Source organism: Pseudomonas sp. WC2 (genome assembly GCF_050586545.1).
Taxonomy (GTDB): domain Bacteria; phylum Pseudomonadota; class Gammaproteobacteria; order Pseudomonadales; family Pseudomonadaceae; genus Aquipseudomonas.
Genome location: NZ_JBOBDR010000010.1, coordinates 152745 through 170934 on the forward strand (window position 1 = coordinate 152745; position 18190 = coordinate 170934).

At 61.1% G+C, this 18190-nt stretch carries 15 protein-coding genes and 1 pseudogene; 6 read left to right on the forward strand and 10 right to left on the reverse strand.

Translation table 11 applies throughout. From position 1 onward, the window contains the following. Positions 1-84 precede the first annotated feature (84 nt). The 8 genes from ACQ4OE_RS14515 to ACQ4OE_RS14550 are packed head-to-tail and all read right to left on the reverse strand — an operon-like array spanning position 85 to position 9073. Positions 85-1215: a glycosyltransferase family 4 protein gene (locus tag ACQ4OE_RS14515; RefSeq protein WP_430947017.1), complete on the reverse strand. Its 1131-nt coding sequence runs from the start codon at positions 1213-1215 to the stop codon at positions 85-87. Beyond that, complete coding sequence (locus tag ACQ4OE_RS14520) at positions 1216-2346, reverse strand: glycosyltransferase family 4 protein (RefSeq protein WP_430947018.1); 1131 nt, start codon at positions 2344-2346, stop codon at positions 1216-1218. It abuts the gene before it with no gap. Then, on the reverse strand, positions 2330-3697 hold the full coding sequence (locus ACQ4OE_RS14525; RefSeq protein WP_430947019.1) for a glycosyltransferase family 4 protein: 1368 nt from the start codon (positions 3695-3697) through the stop codon (positions 2330-2332). The genes ACQ4OE_RS14520 and ACQ4OE_RS14525 overlap by 17 nt, the downstream gene beginning before the upstream one ends. Beyond that, entirely contained in the window at positions 3694-4947 is a 1254-nt protein-coding gene (locus tag ACQ4OE_RS14530; RefSeq protein WP_430947020.1) for an ABC transporter ATP-binding protein, read from the reverse strand. The genes ACQ4OE_RS14525 and ACQ4OE_RS14530 overlap by 4 nt, the downstream gene beginning before the upstream one ends. Then, the gene (locus tag ACQ4OE_RS14535) at positions 4947-5744 is read right to left on the reverse strand and encodes an ABC transporter permease (protein WP_430947021.1); all 798 of its coding nucleotides are present in this window, start codon (positions 5742-5744) and stop codon (positions 4947-4949) included. The genes ACQ4OE_RS14530 and ACQ4OE_RS14535 overlap by 1 nt, the downstream gene beginning before the upstream one ends. Continuing rightward, entirely contained in the window at positions 5745-7187 is a 1443-nt protein-coding gene (locus tag ACQ4OE_RS14540; protein WP_122593004.1) for a mannose-1-phosphate guanylyltransferase/mannose-6-phosphate isomerase, read from the reverse strand. A gap of 3 nt (positions 7188-7190) precedes the next feature. Further along, positions 7191-8162, reverse strand: a complete 972-nt coding sequence (gmd, locus tag ACQ4OE_RS14545; RefSeq protein WP_105704732.1) for a GDP-mannose 4,6-dehydratase — start codon at positions 8160-8162, stop codon at positions 7191-7193. Continuing rightward, complete coding sequence (locus ACQ4OE_RS14550; protein ID WP_430947022.1) at positions 8159-9073, reverse strand: GDP-mannose 4,6-dehydratase; 915 nt, start codon at positions 9071-9073, stop codon at positions 8159-8161. Before ACQ4OE_RS14550 ends, gmd begins: the two co-directional genes overlap by 4 nt. A gap of 427 nt (positions 9074-9500) precedes the next feature. Between ACQ4OE_RS14550 and ACQ4OE_RS14555 the strand changes: the two genes are divergently transcribed. The 5 genes and pseudogenes from ACQ4OE_RS14555 to ACQ4OE_RS14575 form a co-directional block, all read left to right on the forward strand. Continuing rightward, a complete protein-coding gene (locus ACQ4OE_RS14555; protein ID WP_430947023.1) occupies positions 9501-11078 on the forward strand; it encodes a glycosyltransferase in 1578 nt (525 codons plus the stop codon). Continuing rightward, entirely contained in the window at positions 11072-12373 is a 1302-nt protein-coding gene (locus ACQ4OE_RS14560; protein WP_430947024.1) for a glycosyltransferase, read from the forward strand. The genes ACQ4OE_RS14555 and ACQ4OE_RS14560 overlap by 7 nt, the downstream gene beginning before the upstream one ends. Continuing rightward, positions 12370-13524, forward strand: coding sequence for an acyltransferase family protein (locus ACQ4OE_RS14565; RefSeq protein ID WP_430947025.1), 1155 nt, complete (start codon positions 12370-12372; stop codon positions 13522-13524). Before ACQ4OE_RS14560 ends, ACQ4OE_RS14565 begins: the two co-directional genes overlap by 4 nt. Then, positions 13518-14342, forward strand: a complete 825-nt coding sequence (locus ACQ4OE_RS14570) for a class I SAM-dependent methyltransferase (RefSeq protein ID WP_430947026.1) — start codon at positions 13518-13520, stop codon at positions 14340-14342. The genes ACQ4OE_RS14565 and ACQ4OE_RS14570 overlap by 7 nt, the downstream gene beginning before the upstream one ends. 115 nt (positions 14343-14457) lie before the next feature. After that, positions 14458-15381, forward strand: a pseudogene (locus tag ACQ4OE_RS14575) (hypothetical protein); the annotation flags it as partial. On the opposite strand, the gene ACQ4OE_RS14580 reads toward ACQ4OE_RS14575, so the two are convergent. Further along, positions 15378-16007 (reverse strand): LysE family translocator, encoded by a 630-nt coding sequence (locus ACQ4OE_RS14580; RefSeq protein WP_430947027.1) that lies wholly within the window; start codon positions 16005-16007, stop codon positions 15378-15380. The pseudogene ACQ4OE_RS14575 and the gene ACQ4OE_RS14580 overlap by 4 nt on opposite strands. A gap of 145 nt (positions 16008-16152) precedes the next feature. Here ACQ4OE_RS14580 and ACQ4OE_RS14585 point away from each other — a divergent pair, with 145 nt between their 5' ends. Next, positions 16153-16626: an Lrp/AsnC family transcriptional regulator gene (locus tag ACQ4OE_RS14585; protein WP_045122687.1), complete on the forward strand. Its 474-nt coding sequence runs from the start codon at positions 16153-16155 to the stop codon at positions 16624-16626. A 130-nt stretch (positions 16627-16756) separates the two neighbouring features. Here ACQ4OE_RS14585 and lpdA read toward each other — a convergent pair whose 3' ends face one another. Continuing rightward, positions 16757-18157 (reverse strand): dihydrolipoyl dehydrogenase, encoded by a 1401-nt coding sequence (lpdA, locus tag ACQ4OE_RS14590; RefSeq protein ID WP_430947028.1) that lies wholly within the window; start codon positions 18155-18157, stop codon positions 16757-16759. Positions 18158-18190 lie beyond the last annotated feature (33 nt).

Sequence of the window (18190 nt, forward strand, 5' to 3'; positions counted from 1 at the left end):
TCTGTCAGCAACGATGATGTTGGCTGACCCGACGCTTTCGCGAGCAGGCTCGCTCCCACATTGGCAATGTGGTTTGGCTTGAGGTCAGGCGTAGGACAGGGATTTTTCCTCCAGCAACTCCTGATACAACTCCGTCCACTTGCGGCCCATTTCGTCGGCGGTGAATAACTGCCGATAGCGCGCCTCAGCCTTCACGCCCATCGCCGCAGCCCGCACCGGATCTTCCCAAAGCGTACGCATCGCTTCGCGAAACGCCTGTGGATGACTCGGCGGCACGACCAGTCCGGTCTCATTGTGGATATTGATGTAGCTGGTGCCGGTACCGATTTCGCTGGAGATCATCGGTTTGCCGTACATCGCGCCTTCGAGCAGGGAAATGCCGAACGCTTCCGACCGCAGGTGCGAGGGGAAGACGATCGCGTAACTCAGTTGCAGCAGCGCGACTTTGTCTTCATCGCCCAGTCGCCCGAGGAAGTGAATATTTCGCAGTCCCAGCGCTGCCGCTTGGGCATGAAGTTCTTGCTCGAGCGGGCCGGCGCCGACGATCACCACCGGGTAATCCACGTCCTTCAGCGCCTCGAGCAGAATGTGCAGGCCTTTGTAATAACGCATCACCCCGACAAACAGGAAAAACTTATCCCCAAGCTGACGGCGCCAACGATTCATGCGTTCGGCATCGGCTTGTGGATAACCTGCTTTGTTCAAGCCATACGGAATCACCCGGGTCTTGTCCTGAAACTGCTGTAGCACATCGCTGGTGTGCAGGTAGTTCGGCGACGCCGCAACGATACGGTCGGCGCTGGCGAGGAAACGGTTCATCAAGGGCCGATAGAGTTTGAGCAAGTGCTTCTGGCGAATGATGTCCGAGTGATAAGTGACCACGCTCGGTTTTTGCATGGCGCTGGCGAAATGCACCAGATCCATGAATGGCCACGGGAAGTGATAGTTGATCACGTCGGCTTCAGCGGCCATTTCGCGAAACTGCTTGAACACGCTCCAGGAAAATCCGGTGGAGGCGAACTGAATGTCGAGTTTGGCGCGGTGCACTTCGTGGTGACCGAGTTGCACCACGGGCGGCGTCGGATCGGCACTGAGGGTCAGGACCTGGCCGTCGATACCGTGCTGGGCGCCGCTCTCGCACAGCTGGAAGATCACTTGTTCGATGCCGCCGACCGAGTCAGGCAGGTAAGTCTTGAAAAAATGAAGTACGCGCATTCAACCTCCCATAGCCTGGCGGTAGGCACTGGCCGTAGCCTGCGCACAACGCTCCCAGGAAAAAAGCCGTGCCTGCTGCAATCCGGCTTCTCGGCATGCCTGCCAATGTGCTTGATCGTCGATCAGTCGGTTCATTGCATCGCGCAAGCCGTCCGCATCGTCAGCTTCAATATAGTTGCCCGCTGGCCCTGCCACCTCCGGCATGGCTGAAGAACGGGTGATGACCACCGGCGTGCCGCTGGCCATCGCCTCCAGCACCGGCAGACCAAAACCTTCGTACAGCGAGGGGAAAATCAGCCCGCGGGCACCGGCCAGCAGTTGCGCCACTTGTTCGTCCGGCAGATAACCGAGCAGGCACACATGCCCGCTCGCCAACGCCTGGCGCAGCGGTTCGCTGAATTGTTCGCGCTCCCAGCCCGCCATGCCGACGATCAACAATGGAAAACGCTGGCGCACGGCGTCTGGCAGCAAGGCGTGTGCTCGCAGGGCCAAGCCGAGGTTTTTGCGCGGCTCGAGGGTGCCGACACACAGAAAGTATTCCCGGAACTCCACGGCATGCGCCTTGAGCACGGCGTCGATGCTGTGCGGTTCGCGCGGATGGAAGCGCTCCGCCACGCCTAACGGGGCGACGACAAAACGCTCGGCGGGCAAGCCGAACCAGGCTTGCGCCTCGTCGGCAATGGCTTGCGAGTCAGTCAGGATCAGCCGTGCCTGCTCTACGCCAATGGCCAGACGCCGCTCGATTTCCTTGAGCCGCGCGGGCGGCTGGGTGTCGGGGAAATGCAGGTGGGTCAGGTCGTGCAGGGTGATTACGGTCGGGCCGTTGAAGGCCAGCGGCCACAGGCTCGGCTCGTGATAGAGGTCGATACCCTGTGCGCTGCCCTGATCGAAACGCCTTTGCTCCAGCCAACGTCGTGCCTGATAGGCCCCGGGAATCTGCCGCAGCAGCGGGGTCAGGCGCGAATAACCGGGCATCGCCGCTTCCGGCAGCGCCGAACTCCAGCCCCAGCCGTGAAACAGCGTGACTTCGACATCGGTCTCGCTGCGCAACGCGTTCACCAGTTCGGCGACGTAATGGCCGATGCCGGTGCGCGGCGCCTGCAGGATTCGGGCGTTAAGGGCAATGCGCATGCTGCCTCGCTTGCGCCGCTGGCGCTTGCACAACATGGCGCACGCTGCGCTCAGCCAATTGCTCACTGGCCTCGCGCCAGCCGATCCAGGCCCAGTCAGCCACATCGCGGGCGGCGGGGAACTGGCCAGTGTTTTCGAAAGCGCTGACCAGATCAGCAAGGCTCTGAGGATCCTGCAAATCGAAGTACGCCATGAACTCACCGCCGATTTCGCGGAACACCGCGATGTCGCTGCCCATCGCCGGCAAGCCGCGTTGCATGGCTTCTACCAGCGGCAAGCCAAAGCCTTCGACGAAGGACGGAAACACCAGCGCATTGGCGTGGGCATAGGCATGTTCGAGGCTGGTGTCGCTCAGATCATTGAACATGAACAAGCGTTGATTCAGTTCGGGGTGGCTGCGCACGCGCTCGAGCAAGGCGTCGCACTTCCAGCCGATGCGCCCGGCAATGCACAACCGCGCGTTCGAACCGGCGGCCCAGGCGCGCTCGAAGGCGTCGAGCAGATAGCCGTGATTCTTGCGCGGCTCGATGGTGCTGACCATCAGGAACACCGGCTCCGGCGTGGTGAACAGCTTGTCCAGGCGCGGCTCGACTTTGTCTTCGCTGCTGTGCAAATCCAGTTCGGAGCCGAGGTGAAAGAAGTCAAACCAGCGCTTGTCAGTCTGTGCGGGGCCGATACGCCGCTGCAGTTCCTCGCGCACCTGATCACGCACTGTGGCGGAAATCGCCATGTAACCGTCGGCGGTGCGGGTGATCCAGTCGAACCATTCACTGAAAACCTGCACCAGCCGTGTGTCGTAAAACTGCGGATGGGTCAGCGGAATCAGGTCGTAGATCACCGCAATCAGGCCGACGCCGTCACGTTTGAGTTGTTCGGCCTGGGCAAAAAAATCCGAGTGCCAAGACGAATCCAGCAGCACCAGTTGATCGCCGGGCCGATGCTGCAACGGTGAGCAGCGTTTGAGCAGTTGGGTGTGGTTGATGGCGCCGATCACGCGCAGCGGTAAACCGAATACGCCGAACGACGTCAGGCGATAGGCGACATACACCATGCGCCGCGCCAGTTTCGCGGTGATCCTGGTGTCGAGGCGCTGGTGCCATTGCCAGAACCGATGCGCCAAGCGTTGCAGGCGCTCGCCGAACGTCGCCAAGGCGTTGAACACCGGCGTGTCCAACGGTGCCAGGCGCTGCACGCGATAGAGTTGGCCGTTGAGCAGAATCACCGGCATGCACTCGACGCCGTCGGCACTCGCAGGCAATTGCTGGATGACATTGCGCACCACGCGCTGGATCCCCGAATTGACCTTCGGGTGCTTGAAGACGTGAGTGCATTCCACCAGCAGGCGGGTCATGAGGTGCGCTCGACAGGCGCGACGTCGGTTTGCCGGGTGATCGTGGTCTGGGCGTTGAGCCATGAGCAGCCGACGAAATCCTCGTGACGGTTGTTGATGACGTGAAACACCAGGCCGTAGTCGCGCCACTCGAAGTTGCGATCCAGGTGCGAGTCCAGACGCGACAGACTCAGCGACACCGAATAGTTGCCTTTGCCCAGGCCCATGATGAAGGCGAAGCGATAGGTGAAGCGTTCGCCGGCGTGCAGATCGGTCAGGGCTTTATTCTGGCGGTGGGTGTTGATGCCATACATCATCTGGCCCAAGCGATCCTTGAGAATGAAGCCCAGCACCAACCGTTCGATGTCCTTGCGCACTTCAACCTGGACTTCCAGGACCACGGGTTGGCCGACTTCGGCGGCGTCGATGCTGCGCTCGTTCTCGTCGAGCATGCGCACGCCGAGGATCGCCGCTTCGCCGGTGCCGGACACCGTTTGCACTTCGCCACCGGCGAGCATTTCCTGACGCACGACCTGGCCTTCGCGCTCGGCCATCAGGGCGTTGTAGTAATCGAGCACGGCTTCGGGTTTGCCGTACATGGCCATGCGGCCGTCCTTGAGCAGGATCGCCGAATCGCAGATCGACTGAATCGCCGAGCGGTCGTGGGACACGATCAACAGCGTGGTGCCAGCCTTGCGGAAGCTGCGGATGCGTTCGAAGCTCTTGTGCTGGAAGTAGGCATCGCCTACCGACAGCGCTTCGTCGACGATCAGAATGTCCGGGCGCCGGGCGGTGGCCACGCTGAATGCCAGGCGCATCTGCATGCCGCTGGAATAGGTGCGCACCGGGTGATTGATGGCTTCACCGATTTCCGCGAAGTGTTCGATTTCGGGCATCAGCGCTTCGATTTCTTCGAGCTGCATGCCCAGCAACTGACCGGCCATGATCGCGTTCTGGCGGCCGGTGAAGTCGGCATGAAAACCCATGCCCAGTTCCAGCAGCGCCGCGACCCGACCTTCGAGTTCGATCTTGCCCGCGGTGGGCTGAGTGGTGCCGGTGATCATCTTCAACAAAGTGCTTTTGCCGGCACCGTTGGCGCCGACGATGCCCACCGCTTCACCGGGGGCGATCTCGAATTCGACATCGCGCAGCACCCAGTGCTGGTGATGACGGATCGGCGAAAAAGGAATCAGCCACTCGGCCAGACGGGCCCAGCGGTTGGGGTATTGCTTGTAGGCCTTGCTCAGGCCGGTGACACGAATATGCCCCATCAGAGTTCATCCACCATTTCGCCGACGCGTTGACGAAACAGGCGCAGCCCGATCAGGCAGAACACGATCCCGGTGACGAAGATCGGCAGCAGCGAACTCCACACCGGCCACTGCCCATAGAGGAACAGGTTCTGATAACTGCTGAACAGGTTGGTCAGCGGATTGAGCTGCAACAGGCGCTGCACCCATTCCGGCAGGATCGTGATCGGGTACACGATCGGTGTCAGCCAGAACCAGAATTGCAGGCAGATCGCGAAAAGTTGGCCGACATCGCGGAAGAACACATTCAGCACGCCGAGGACCATGCCCAGTCCGGCGCAAAACATCATTTGCAGCGCCATCAGCGGCAATAGCGCCAGCAACACCATGCCCGGCCAGCGCCCGGTCACCAGCAGGAACCCCAAAAACAACGCGATGATGATCGCGAAGTTGATCGCGGAATTGATCAGCACGATCACCGGCAGACAAATCCGCGGGAAGCTGATTTTCTTCAGCAGATTCGCGTTGTCGAGAAACATGGTCTGGCTGCGCAGAGTGATCTCGGAGAACAGTCCCCATGCCAGCAGGCCGGCACACAGGTAAACGCTGTAGGCCATGCTGTCGTCCACGCCCGGCAGGCGCGCACGCATGATGTGCGAGAAAATCACCGTGTACACGATGATCATCGACAGCGGGTTGAAGATCGGCCACAGGGCACCGAACAGCGAATTGCGATAACGCGCTTGGAACTCTCGTTGCACGCTACCGAGGATGAATCCACGGTAGCTGCGCAGCGAGCGATACAGGGAAAGCAGCATTCAAACCGTCCTGCCGTAATGATCTTCGAAGCGGACGATATCGTCCTCTCCCAGGTATTCGCCGCTTTGCACTTCGATGATCACCAGATCGATCACGCCGGGGTTTTCCAGGCGATGCTTGTGGCCGGCGGCAATGAACGTCGATTCGTTCTTCGCCACCAGGTGCGTGCCGGTGCCGTTGTTGGTGACCTTGGCCATGCCTTCGACCACCACCCAGTGCTCGTTGCGGTGGTGGTGCATTTGCAGTGACAGCTTGCCGCCGGGTTTGACCACGATGCGTTTGATCTTGAAGCGCGGACCTTCTTCGAGAACGGTGTAGGTGCCCCACGGTCGGCTGACCGTACGGTGCAGGCGATAGGCTTCGTGGGATTTGTCCTTGAGTTGCTTGGCCACCCGGCGCACGTCTTGTGCACGGTCGGCGTGGGCCACCAGCACGGCATCGGCGGTGTCGACCACGATCAGGTTATCCACACCTACAGTCGCCACGAGGCGACCTTCGCTCTGCACGAAGTTGTTGTGGCTGTCGATGAAGATCGCCTCACCGCTGGCGCGGTTGTTGTCGGCATCGGCTGGCACCAGTGCGGCGACGGCGCCCCACGAACCGATGTCGCTCCAGTCGAATCCGGCGGGTACCACGACGACTTTTTCCGAGCGCTCCATCAACGCGTAATCGATGGAGATGTCGGTGATTTCAGCGAACAGCGCCGGTGACAGTTCCTGTTGCAGGCAGCCCACGGTTTCCACCGGAGCGCTGGCGTCCATACAGGCGCGGGTCTGTTCCAACAGTTCGGGCGCGTGTAATTGCAGCTCGGCAATCACGGTCGCCGTGGTGAAGCAGAACATCCCCGAATTCCACAGGAAGTTGCCGCTCTCCAGATAATGCGTGGCGGTTTGCAGGTCGGGTTTCTCGACGAAGCGCTGCACCTTGGCCGCACCCTTGGCGTCCAGTGGTGCACCGGTTTCGATGTAACCGAAGCCGGTTTCCGGCGCGGTCGGGATCACGCCGAAGGTCACCAGATAACCGTCCTTGGCCAGATCAACCGCGTGCTCGACCGCTGCTTTCAGTGCGTCCTGATTGACGATCAAATGGTCGGCGGGCATCACCACCATGATCGCGTCATCACCGTGCAGAGCTTGCAGCGACAGCGCGGCGGCAGCAATGGCCGGTGCGGTGTTGCGCCCGGTCGGCTCCAGCAGGAAGTGCCCGCGATGGCGCGACACGTGGGCGGCGCAATAGTGATCCTTGCTCTGGAAGTAATATTCGCGGTTGGTCACCGTGACGATGTCACCCCAGCCGTCGAGCAACGCGGCGGCTCGCTGGTAGGTCTTGCCGAGCAGCGACTGGCCGTCGGGCAGGGTCATGAACGGCTTCGGATGGCCCTCGCGGGACACTGGCCACAAACGGGTGCCGGCACCGCCGGACAGAATCACGGGGATCAGCATGGCCTACTCCTTGGCGACGCGTTTCATGTCCGCATCCATCATCATGCGGATCAAGGTATCCAGGTCGGTTTTCGGTTTCCAGCCCAGCACGCGCTGAGCCTTGGCCGGGTTGCCGAGCAGCACTTCGACTTCGGCCGGGCGGAAAAACGCCGGGTCGATCTTCACGTAGTCGCGGTAGTTGAGGCCGACGTGATCGAAGGCGATGCGGCACATTTCGCGCACCGTGGTGGTGACGCCGGTGGCGACCACGAAATCGTCCGGCTTGTCCTGTTGCAGCATCAGCCACATGGCTTCGACGTAGTCGCCGGCAAAACCCCAGTCGCGTTTGGCGTCGATGTTGCCCAAGGCCAGTTCGTGCTGTTTGCCCTGCTTGATGCGGGCGGCGGCGTCGGTGACCTTGCGGGTCACGAACTCGATGCCGCGCAGTGGCGATTCGTGGTTGAAGAGGATGCCGCTGCTGGCGTGCAGGTTGAAGCTTTCGCGGTAGTTGACGGTGATCCAGTGGCCGTACAGTTTGGCCACGCCGTATGGGCTGCGCGGGTAGAACGGTGTGTTTTCATCCTGCTGCTCGGCCTGGATCAGGCCGAACATTTCGCTGGTCGAAGCCTGATAAAAACGCGTGTGCGGACTGAACTGGCGGATCGCTTCGAGCAGGTGGGTCACGCCCAGGCCGTCGACGATGCCAGTGGTCACCGGTTGATCCCAGGAGGCGGCGACGAAACTTTGCGCGGCGAGGTTATACACCTCGTCCGGCGCCGACTTGATGACCGCGCGCTGCACCGAGCAGGCATCGGCCATGTCACCGTCGAGGTAGACGATGTCGGCTTCGACGCCCATCTCGCGCAGGCGCCAGCGCGAATCGCTGCTGCGCCGTGCGACCAGACCGTGGACCTTGTAGCCCTTGTCGAGCAGCAACTTGGCCAGATATGCGCCGTCCTGGCCGGTGATCCCTGTGATCAGTGCACTTTTTGTCATTCTTGTCGTACTCGCATCTCCCAGTCGGACAGGATCGCCCGCAGGGATTGTTGTGTGGTGATTTCTGGCGCCCATCCTGTGGTTTTCGCCAGTCTTGCGTGGCTGCCGCAAACGCGGCGCTGATCGGCGCGTCGCATGCGCGCCGGATCCTGAACCAGTTGCATCTCGACTTCGGCCAGATCGCCCAGCTGTTCAATCAGGCTGCGGATGCTTTGCTCGCGGCCCGAGCAAATGTTGTAGACCTGCCCCGGCGTGCCTTTTTCCAGTAGCGCGAGGTACGCCGAGACGACATCGCCGACATCAAGGAAGTCGCGCGTCACGTCGATGTCGCCGACTTCCAGTTGCGGCGCTTGCAAGCCTTGTTTGATGCGGCTGATCTGGCGGGCGGCGCTGGCGATGACAAAACTGTCTTTCTGCCCGGTACCGATGTGATTGAACGGGCGCGCGACCAGCACTGGCCAGCCTTCGCTCAGGCCCCATTGCAGGCTGAGGAATTCGGCAGACAGTTTGCTCACCGCGTAAGGGTTGCGCGGGCAGGGCGGTTGTTGCTCGGAGATCGGCAGGGCGCTTTCGCCGACCTGGCCATAGACATCGCCGGAGCTGACGTATAGGAAGGTGCCCTGAAAGCCGCGGGCCTTGAGCGCCTGCAACAGATTGAGGGTGCCGAGCAGATTGATCTCGAGGGTGCGCGCCGGATCGCGAAAGGCTTCGGGGACGAAGGTCTGCCCGGCCAGGTGGATCACGGCGTCGGGCAATTGTGGCCACAGATCGATGAGGCTGTCGGGCTTTGTCAGGTCGTAGGAGGCCGCGGCAGGCAGCAGCTCCCACGACGCATCAGGCGATGCCAGACGAGACTGAATATGTTGTCCCACGAATCCACTGAGACCCGTGACGAACAGACGCTTTTTCAAACAGCGACCCCTTGGTCTTGAACTTGCGCCACTTTCCCACAGGCTCTGAGGGGAAGTCTGTCAGACCGGTAGAAAAAACCGGTGCGACAACAGGCGAAGTCATTGTTGTAGTTGTTTGGTTGCCAATCTGTGCCAATTGCGCGGCAATTTCAACAGGTCCAACCGTGACCGGTCAGTTCTCGTTAGCGTAGCCCGATTTATTCTCGTCGGACGGTTCCCGGATCCTTAACGGATGTGTTTAGAATGCCCCTCGTCGCGAAAACCCGGGTGTTGCTTTCGGGAGGGCGACGCAGGGTGAAACCGACCACTAAAACAAGAACGAAGACGTGCTCCAGGACCCAGGGCGAGAACGGCAATGCCGACTCGATCCAAGGCTTGGCCGTCATAGCATGAAGTTGCCAGGACGGCAGTTTCATCGTGGGATGCCATGAATTTCATTCTCTACTCGGACGTCAACGACAGCTCCATCAGCCAAAGCCTGGGGCGTCCGGAATACAGCTATTACTTTGTGCTCAAGGCCTATCGTCCGGTGCTGGAAAGCCTTGGGCGCGTGCATGTGGTCGCGTCCACCGCCGAAGTCGATACGCTTTATCAGCAACTGCTCGCTGCCGGCGAAGACAGTGTGTTCCTGTCCTTCACCCCACCGCAGAAAACCCCGGTCGATCTGCAATGCCCAACGATTTGCGTGGTGGCGTGGGAGTTCGATTCGATCCCCGATGAGCAGTGGGACAACGATCCACGCCAGGACTGGACGCAGATGCTCGCGCGCCAGGGCCGTGTGATCACCCTGTCGAGCCATACCGCGCGCGCCATTCGCCGCGCCATGGGTGAGGACTTTCCGGTATTGGTGCTGCCGACACCGCTATGGGAAAACTTCGCGGCAATCCGTCAGCAGCATGTGCCTGCGCCGGTCAATCCGGGCGCCACGCTGGCGATCAAGGGCTGCATTTTCGATTCACACACGCTGGGTCTGTCGGCCGATGCGTTGATCCCGACGCCGCTGACCGCTGAACAAGAGGCGGCGCTGGCCGCCGAACTCGAAGCCGCCCGCCCACCACCTCTGACCTTTAAGCGGCGCCTGGTCATTGCCCGGCATTACTTGCGCCTCTGGGCGCTGGACCGGGGGCGCGATCAGGCAGAACCGCTGCCGCGAGTGAAGTTTCTGCACAACTGGTATTGGGAAGGCTTGCGCGATCTGGTTCCGGAGAACCTGCACGGCTGGCTCGAACAACGCCTGCCGGCCATTTGCGGCCCGCAACCGCTGCCGGTGATCGAACCGCCGCCACTGGACCTGCCGGACACCACCTCGGTGGTCGAGACCCAGGTCGACGGTGTGGTCTACGTCACCGTGTTCAATCCCAAGGATGGCCGCAAGAACTGGCACCAACTGATCACCGCGTTCTGCTGGGCGTTCCGTGAAACCCCCGACGCAACGTTGGTGCTGAAAATCACCCAGAACGATCTGGCGTCCTACTACAGCGAATTGATGACCTTGCTGGCGCAGCTCACGCCGTTCGCCTGTCGGGTGGTGGTGATGCACGGTTACCTCGACGATGAGCAATACGCAGGGCTTTATCAGGCCGCGAGTTTTTACGTCAACGCCTCGCGCTGCGAAGGGTTGTGCCTGCCGTTGATGGAATTCATGTCCAGCGGCAAACCGGTGATCGCGCCGGATCACACGGCGATGGAAGATTACATCGATGAATCGGTGGCGTTCGTGGTCGGTTCCAGCGAGGAACTGACCATCTGGCCGCAGGACACGCGCATCATTTACCGGACTCTGCGTTATCGCCCGGATTGGGGTTCGCTGAAAAACGCCTACGAACACAGCTACCGGATGGCCAAGGCACAACCGCAGGATTACCAGCGAATGTCGGCCGCCGCGGTACAACGCATGCACGATTACTGTTCCTTTGCTCCGGTGCAAAAGCGCATGGCGGACTTTTTCGGGCTGGCGCCGAACACCATCGATGCCGCGCCAGTAACGGACAACGCCTCATGCTGATCATCATTCATTCGGAAACCAACCAGCACACCATCGCGCGGAATCTGGGGCGCTCGGAGTACAGCTATTACTTCGTGCTCAAGGAATACCGGCCAGTGCTCGAACGCCTCGGACGGGTGGTGGAAGTCGTTGACCCACAGCGCGAGGTCGATGCGCTGTACCTGGAATGCGCGAGCCGCGGTGAGCCCTGTGTGTTCCTGTCGTTCTCGCCACCGCACCGCACGCCGGTGCATCTGGCCTGTCCGACGTTGCCGGTGTTTGCCTGGGAATTCAGCACCATTCCCAACGAAGCCTTCGCCGGTGAGCCGCGCAATGACTGGCGCACCGTGCTGGCAGCTTGTGGTGCAGCGATCACCCATTCCAATTACACAGTCAATGCCGTGCGCGAAGCGATGACCGAAGACTACCCGATCGTCGCGGTGCCGGCGCCGGTGTGGGATCGCTTTGCCGCGCGCGGCGAGCAGTTGCAGGGGCAAGCGCCCGCTGAGTCATTCCGCCTGAAGATCAAAGGGCTGGTCGCCGACAGCCGCACCGTCGATCTCAATGCGTTCGGCCCCAAGCATCTGCGCCGAGGCAAAGGAATTGATTTTGCTGCGCCGATCACCGAACAGGAGTTGCTGCTCGACGGCGTGGTGTACACCTCGGTGTTCAACCCCGGCGATGGGCGCAAGAATTGGGAAGACATGCTCAGCGCATTCTGCGTGATTTTTCGCGACGTCGACGACGCCACGCTGGTGCTCAAGCTCACCCATCACGATGCCGAGGAAGCCCTCGGCGACATCCTCCATCACCTGTACAAAAACCAGTCCTATCGCTGCCGTATCGTGTTGATCTACGGCTATCTCGCCGATCCCGATTACGAACGACTGGTGCAAGCGACCCGCTACGTGGTGAACACCTCCTACGGCGAAGGCCAGTGCCTGCCGCTGATGGAGTTCATGTCCTGCGGCAAACCGGCCGTGGCGCCGCGTACCACAGCGATGATCGATTACCTGAATGCCGATAACGCGTTCCTGATCGAGTCCACCGACGAACTCACCGCTTGGCCGCACGACCCGCGCAAGGCGTTCCGTACGCTGCGTTATGTGACCAATTGGGCGTCGTTGTGTCGGGCCTATCAAGCCAGTTACGACGTGGCGAAAAACCAGCCGGCGCGTTATGCGCAGATGTCGGCGCAAGCCGTCAGCAGCCTGCAAGGGTTCTGCAGTCAGGCGGTCGCCGAGCAGCGTTTGCGGGTGTTCTTCGCGCAGTTGCTTGAATCCAGCGCGGCCCTCGTGGAAAGCCCTGAAGCATGAACAGCAAACGGATCATGGACATTGAAGTCCTGCGCGCTGTTGCGGTGCTGGGCGTGCTGTTCCATCACCTGCAGGGCAGCCTGTTCACCGATCCGGTGCCCTTGCTGGAAAAAATCCATGCCTGGGCGCAGCCGTGGTGGGGCGTTGATCTGTTCTTCGCAATCTCCGGTTTTGTCATCGCCCGCAGCCTGATTCCGGCGATGCAGGGCTGCAGCACTCGTCAGGAATACTGGCAGCAGACACGCAATTTCTGGCTGCGCCGGGCCTTCCGTCTCTTGCCATCCGCTTGGTTATGGCTGGCGCTGATGCTGCTGGCGTGCCTGTTTCTCAATCGCTCCGGGGCGTTCGGCACGCTGTCGGCCAACCTGCAAGCGACACTGGCGGGAGTGTTCCAGTACGCCAACTTCCGCTTCGCGGACAGCTTCTTCCATTACGAATACGGCAGCAGTTTCGTCTATTGGAGCCTGTCACTGGAGGAGCAGTTTTACCTGCTGTTCCCGCTGCTGATCGTGCTGTGCCGCAAGCATCTGGTCTGGGCTTTACTGGCGCTGGTCGCGGTGCAGCTCTTCACCTTGCGTACGCCGCTGCTGATGGTGGTGCGTACCGATGCGCTGGCGCTTGGCGTCTTGCTGGCGATGTGGAGTGCGCAGCCGAGCTATCAGCGCTGGCAACCGACGTTCTTGCGACGCCCGTGGGTCGGTGTTTCGGCGTTTGTGTTGATCGGATCGCTGATGAGCTTCATGGCCACCGACCGCTTCACCTTCGTCAATTACCGCATCGGTTCGATCGCCGTGCTCAGCGCGCTGTTGGTGTGGATTGCTTCGTACGACCGCGATTACCTGATACCGGCCGGTGGCGTTCAGCGTGTGCTGGCCTGGATTGGCAGCCGTTCCTACGGCATGTATCTGATCCATATTCCGGCCTATCAATTGGTGCGTGAACTGATTTTCCGATTGCAGACTGCTGAGCTGCCGAGCCCCGCCGGGCATCCGATCATCACGCTGCTGCTGGCGTTCGGTCTGATCGTGCTGCTCAGTGAACTCAATTACCGCTTCATCGAAATGCCCATGCGCAATCGCGGCGCCGCGCTGGTCAAACGCCTCGGCACCTCGCGAACCGCCGTCCCATCCTCTGGAGCCACCTCATGCTGAGCCTTTTGAAGAAACTCACGGCGGGCACGCCTGCCCCGGCCCCCGCGCAGCCTGTTGCGGCCGCCGAGAAGACCGACCCGTACATGCTCGGCCTGCACGATGCGATGCTCAGTGGCTGGTTCAATCAGGAAACCGGCGAGCTGTTCAAAGACTTTCCGGTGACTGCCGATGACACGCTGCTCGATGTCGGCTGCGGCGACGGCGGTAATGTGCATTTCTGCGGCATGCGCGGGGCGAAGATCATCATCGCCGACATCGACGGCGCCAAGGTCGAAGCGACCCGCCAGCGTCTCAGTGACACACCGGCGCGGGAGGTCGAATGCCACGTCACCGACTGCAATCCGCTGCCGATTGCCGATGCCACGGCAACCCGCGTGGTCTCCACCGAAGTCATCGAGCACGTCGACGATCCGGCGCAGTTTCTCGCCGAGCTGGTGCGCGTGGGCAAACCGGGCGCGCTGTATTTGCTGAGCGTGCCGCACCCAAGCTCTGAAGACCTGCAGAAAGACATCGCCGCCGCCGAGTATTTCCAGAAGCCCAACCACATTCGCATCATCAGCGAAGAGCAGTTCAAGGCGATGGTCAGCGATGCGGGGCTGGAGATCATCAGCCACAGCCAGTACGGTTTTTACTGGTCGATGTGGATGCTGCTGTTCTGGGAAGCCAAGGTTGATTTCAGCAACCCCGACCACCCGCTGCTCAATCACTGGGCCGACACTTGGCAAGCGGTGCTGAACTCGCCGCGTGGCGCGCAGATCAAGCAGGCGCTGGATGCCGTGGTTGCGAAAAGCCAGGTGATCATCGCGCGTAAACCCTGATCACTTTGCCCTTGTGGGAGCGAGCCTGCTCGCGAAGAGGCCGCGTCAGTCGACATCGTGGTTGAATGACACAACGCCTTCGCGAGCAGGCTCACTCCCACAAGGTTTTGTGTAACTCGCCTTGCAACGCGGCGAATACCTGCAAGCTTTCGTGCAGTTGTATCGCAGCAACAGCACTTATTGGTTCGACGCGGCGACGGTTGCCGAACGGGTGCTGACGGTTGATGAATTGAAAAAATACGTCGACGACAACGTCCCGGCCTCGCCCGCGCTGACGCAGCAGGAGCGCGATAACTACGTGCCATTGCCGGTCGCTGCCAGCCTGCGCAATTTGCTCGGTCGGCGCTTGCTGCGCGAAGGTCATTACGCCGCAGCGGTCGGCTATTTCGATAATCCCGACTTGCAAAACAAAGCGCGCCTCTACGGTGAGCAGCGCTTGAAAGCCGATGCCGCGTGGTGGCCGACTAAACGCGCCAGTGCGTTGTACAACGCTGCGTGGACCGCTCGGGAGTGGGGCATGGACATTCTCGGTTACGAGATGGCGCCGGACTATGCCACGTTCGGCGGCAACTTCAGTCTGGAAACCACCGAACTGAAAGTCGGACCGCTGGTTTCAGAGGCCGAAGTGCAACGTCAGCAGGCCAGCGAAGCGAAACCTGATCAGCGTTATCACTACCGCTTCGTCGCCACCGAATTGGCCGGTCGCGCCGCCGACAATCTGCCGCACACCAGCCAGGCATTCGCTGCCGTGCTGTGCAACGCGGCCGGTTGGAACAGCAGCCTGGAAGAGCAGAGCGCGTTGTATCAGCGTTACGTCAAGGAAGGCCCTTTCGTGCCGTGGGCGGTGGATTTCGGCAATCAATGTCCGTACCCGGACTTTGAAAACGCCGACAAGCGCTACGTCACCCAAGTGACAGATGCGGTTCGCTCATCGCTGCGCCCGTACAAGTGGCCGGTGCAGATCGGCGCGATTGTGCTGGTCAGCGCCGCTGCGTTGCTGTTGATCACCCGTCGCCAGCGCAAGGCCCGCAAAGGCTAAGCCTGCTGGACGAAGGTCAGGCGTAGCGCAAAGCCGATCAGCAGGCTGCCGAACAGCCATTGTTGAACCCGTTGGGCCGTTGGACTGTGTTGCAGCCAACGGCCCAACGCGGCACCGGTCAGGGCGTAGGCGCAATCGAACAGCAGACCGATGCCGACCAGCAGCGCGCCGAGCAAGGCGAACTGGCTCAGTACCGGCGCGCCGTCAGGGACGATGAATTGCGGCAGTAACACCGAGCAGAACAACAGCGCTTTGGGGTTGAGCAGATTGGTCAGCAGACCTCGGCGCACCGCCTCGCGCCATTGTCCGTGGGCGTCGGCCATTTCGCTGGTCTGCAGATCCGGCAGCAGCGTGCTGCGCAGGCATTGAATGCCGATCCACAACAGATACGCCGCACCGGCCAGCCTGACCACGTCGAACGTCCACGGCGCGGCCTTGAACAGCGCCGCTAGCCCCAACGCCGCCAACGCCACATGACAACCCCGGGCGATGCCGAGGCCGATGGCCGTTGCCAACGCGGCGGTTCGCCCCTGACGGGCACCGGTTTGCAGCAGCAGGATCATGTCCGGGCCGGGCAACAGAAACACCACTGCCAGCGCCAGAAAAAACAGCCACAGACTCGTCACATTGCACCCCTTTTCGTTGTCGATTCGGTGCGCTCAGTCTAGGGTCGGAAGGTGGCGCAGGTGCTTGCGTAGTCAGCTTCAAAACCCGGTAGATTTGGCATAACCTGCGGGTTTCCAGCGTCATCACTATCGGAATCTGCCAAACATGAAACTCGACGCCTTTGACCGCAAAATCCTCGCCGCCCTGCAACGCGACGGACGCTTGAGCAACGTTGAGTTGGCGGATGAAATCGGTCTGTCGGCTTCGCCTTGTTTGCGCCGCGTGCGGATGCTGGAGGAGGCCGGGGTGATCCGGGGCTATCAGGCCAATCTGGATCGCGACGAAGTGGGGTTGGGGTTGACGGTGTTTGTCGGGGTCAAGGTCGAACGCCATAACGACGAACAGGCCGAGGCGTTTTACGCCGCAGTGACGGCGTTGCCGGAAGTGATTTCAGCGTTTCTGGTGTCGGGAGAGTCGGATTTTTTGCTGCAAGTGGTGGTGCCGGATCTGCGCGCGTATGACCGTTTTCTCAGTGGCTGTCTGTTGAAGTTGCCGGGGGTGAGTGACATTCGCAGCAACTTTGCGATTCACACGGTGAAGACGCCGGGGGCGTTGCCGCTGGGGCATCTTCCGCTCTAGACCGGGGCGCGCCTATCGCCAGCAGGGCTGGCTCCCACATTCGATCGCAGTCATTCATCAGGAACACGGTCAACTGTGGGAGCGAGCTTGCTCGCGAAAGCGGTAGGTCAGCCAATAAAATTTTCGAAACCTACATCTGCGTCGCCATCCCCTCCACGTTCATCGCCGCTTGGCGCAACGCCTCCGACCGCGTCGGATGGGGGTGGCACGTCAGCGCAATGTCTTCCGCCGACGCACTGAACTCCATCGCCACACAAAACTCGCCGATCATTTCACTCACGCTCGGGCCGACCAGATGTACGCCGAGCACCTCATCCGTGCGCTCGTCGGCGAGAACTTTGGCAAAGCCTTCGGTCTCATGGTTGATCTTGGCGCGGCTGTTGGCGGTGAACGGGAATTTGCCGACCTTGTAGGCGCGACCCTCAGCCTTGAGCTGTTCCTCGGTCTTGCCGACGCTGGCCAGTTCCGGTTTGGTGTAGATCACGTTGGGGATCAGGTCGTAATTGACCTCGCCAGCCTTGCCATGGATTTGCTCGACGCAGGCCATGGCTTCGTCTTCCGCCTTGTGCGCGAGCATCGGCCCGGACGTGACGTCGCCGATCACCCAGACGCCGGGCGCTTCGGTGCGATGCTGCTTGTTGGCGAGCATGCCGCGCTTGTCGGTACTCAGGCCGACGTTTTCCAGGCCCAGGCCTTGGGTGTACGGGCGGCGGCCGATAGCCACGAGCACGTAATCGGCTTCGAGCAATTCAGCCGTTCCGCCTGCCGCTGGTTCGACGCTGAGCTGCACGCCGTTGGCGGAAGACGTGGCGCTGGTGACTTTCGAACTCAACTTGAAGGCAATGCCCTGTTTGCTCAGCGAACGTTGCAGGGTTTTGCCAGCCTCGGCATCGACGCCGGGGCAGATACGGTCGAGGTATTCGACCACGGTCACCTGCGCGCCGAGTCGCCGCCACACCGAACCCAATTCCAGACCGATCACGCCAGCACCAATCACTACCAAATGCTTGGGCACTTCACTGAGTGACAGCGCGCCAGTGGAATCGAGGATGCGCTGGTTGTCGATCTCGACGCCGGGCAGGGGAGTGGGCTCGGAACCCGTGGCGATGATGATGTCCTTGGCGGTCAGCTCGACTTTTTTGCCTTCAGTGTCGGTCACCGTGACTTTGCCCGGCCCGTCGATGTGGCCCCAGCCCTTGATCCAGTCGACCTTGTTCTTGCGAAAGAGAAACTCGATGCCTTTGGTCAGGGCGGTCACGCTTTCGTCTTTCTGTTTCATCATTTGCGCGAGGTTCAGCGTCGGTTTGACCTCGATGCCGAGGTTGGCGAATTCCGCACCCATGGCCGCGTCGTACAACTCCGAGGCATGCAACAAGGCTTTGGACGGCATGCAACCGACGTTCAGACAAGTGCCGCCGAGGGTCGCGCGACCTTCCACGCAAGCGGCCTTGAGCCCCAACTGGCCAGCGCGGATCGCCGCGTTATAACCGCCGGGGCCGCCGCCCAGAATCACTACGTCATAGTTGCTCATGCGCTTGCTCCTGATGGATGGATGCGGATCGCT

Coding starts and splice junctions, on each gene's coding strand:
- ACQ4OE_RS14530 (WP_430947020.1), bottom strand. CDS start 4,947: ATGGGGCATATTCGTGTCACCGGCCTGAGCAAGGCCTACAAGCAATAC.
- ACQ4OE_RS14515 (WP_430947017.1), bottom strand. CDS start 1,215: ATGCGCGTACTTCATTTTTTCAAGACTTACCTGCCTGACTCGGTCGGC.
- ACQ4OE_RS14525 (WP_430947019.1), bottom strand. CDS start 3,697: ATGACCCGCCTGCTGGTGGAATGCACTCACGTCTTCAAGCACCCGAAG.
- ACQ4OE_RS14565 (WP_430947025.1), top strand. CDS start 12,370: ATGAACAGCAAACGGATCATGGACATTGAAGTCCTGCGCGCTGTTGCG.
- ACQ4OE_RS14555 (WP_430947023.1), top strand. CDS start 9,501: ATGAATTTCATTCTCTACTCGGACGTCAACGACAGCTCCATCAGCCAA.
- ACQ4OE_RS14560 (WP_430947024.1), top strand. CDS start 11,072: ATGCTGATCATCATTCATTCGGAAACCAACCAGCACACCATCGCGCGG.
- gmd (WP_105704732.1), bottom strand. CDS start 8,162: ATGACAAAAAGTGCACTGATCACAGGGATCACCGGCCAGGACGGCGCA.
- ACQ4OE_RS14585 (WP_045122687.1), top strand. CDS start 16,153: ATGAAACTCGACGCCTTTGACCGCAAAATCCTCGCCGCCCTGCAACGC.
- ACQ4OE_RS14535 (WP_430947021.1), bottom strand. CDS start 5,744: ATGCTGCTTTCCCTGTATCGCTCGCTGCGCAGCTACCGTGGATTCATC.
- ACQ4OE_RS14520 (WP_430947018.1), bottom strand. CDS start 2,346: ATGCGCATTGCCCTTAACGCCCGAATCCTGCAGGCGCCGCGCACCGGC.
- ACQ4OE_RS14540 (WP_122593004.1), bottom strand. CDS start 7,187: ATGCTGATCCCCGTGATTCTGTCCGGCGGTGCCGGCACCCGTTTGTGG.
- ACQ4OE_RS14570 (WP_430947026.1), top strand. CDS start 13,518: ATGCTGAGCCTTTTGAAGAAACTCACGGCGGGCACGCCTGCCCCGGCC.
- lpdA (WP_430947028.1), bottom strand. CDS start 18,157: ATGAGCAACTATGACGTAGTGATTCTGGGCGGCGGCCCCGGCGGTTAT.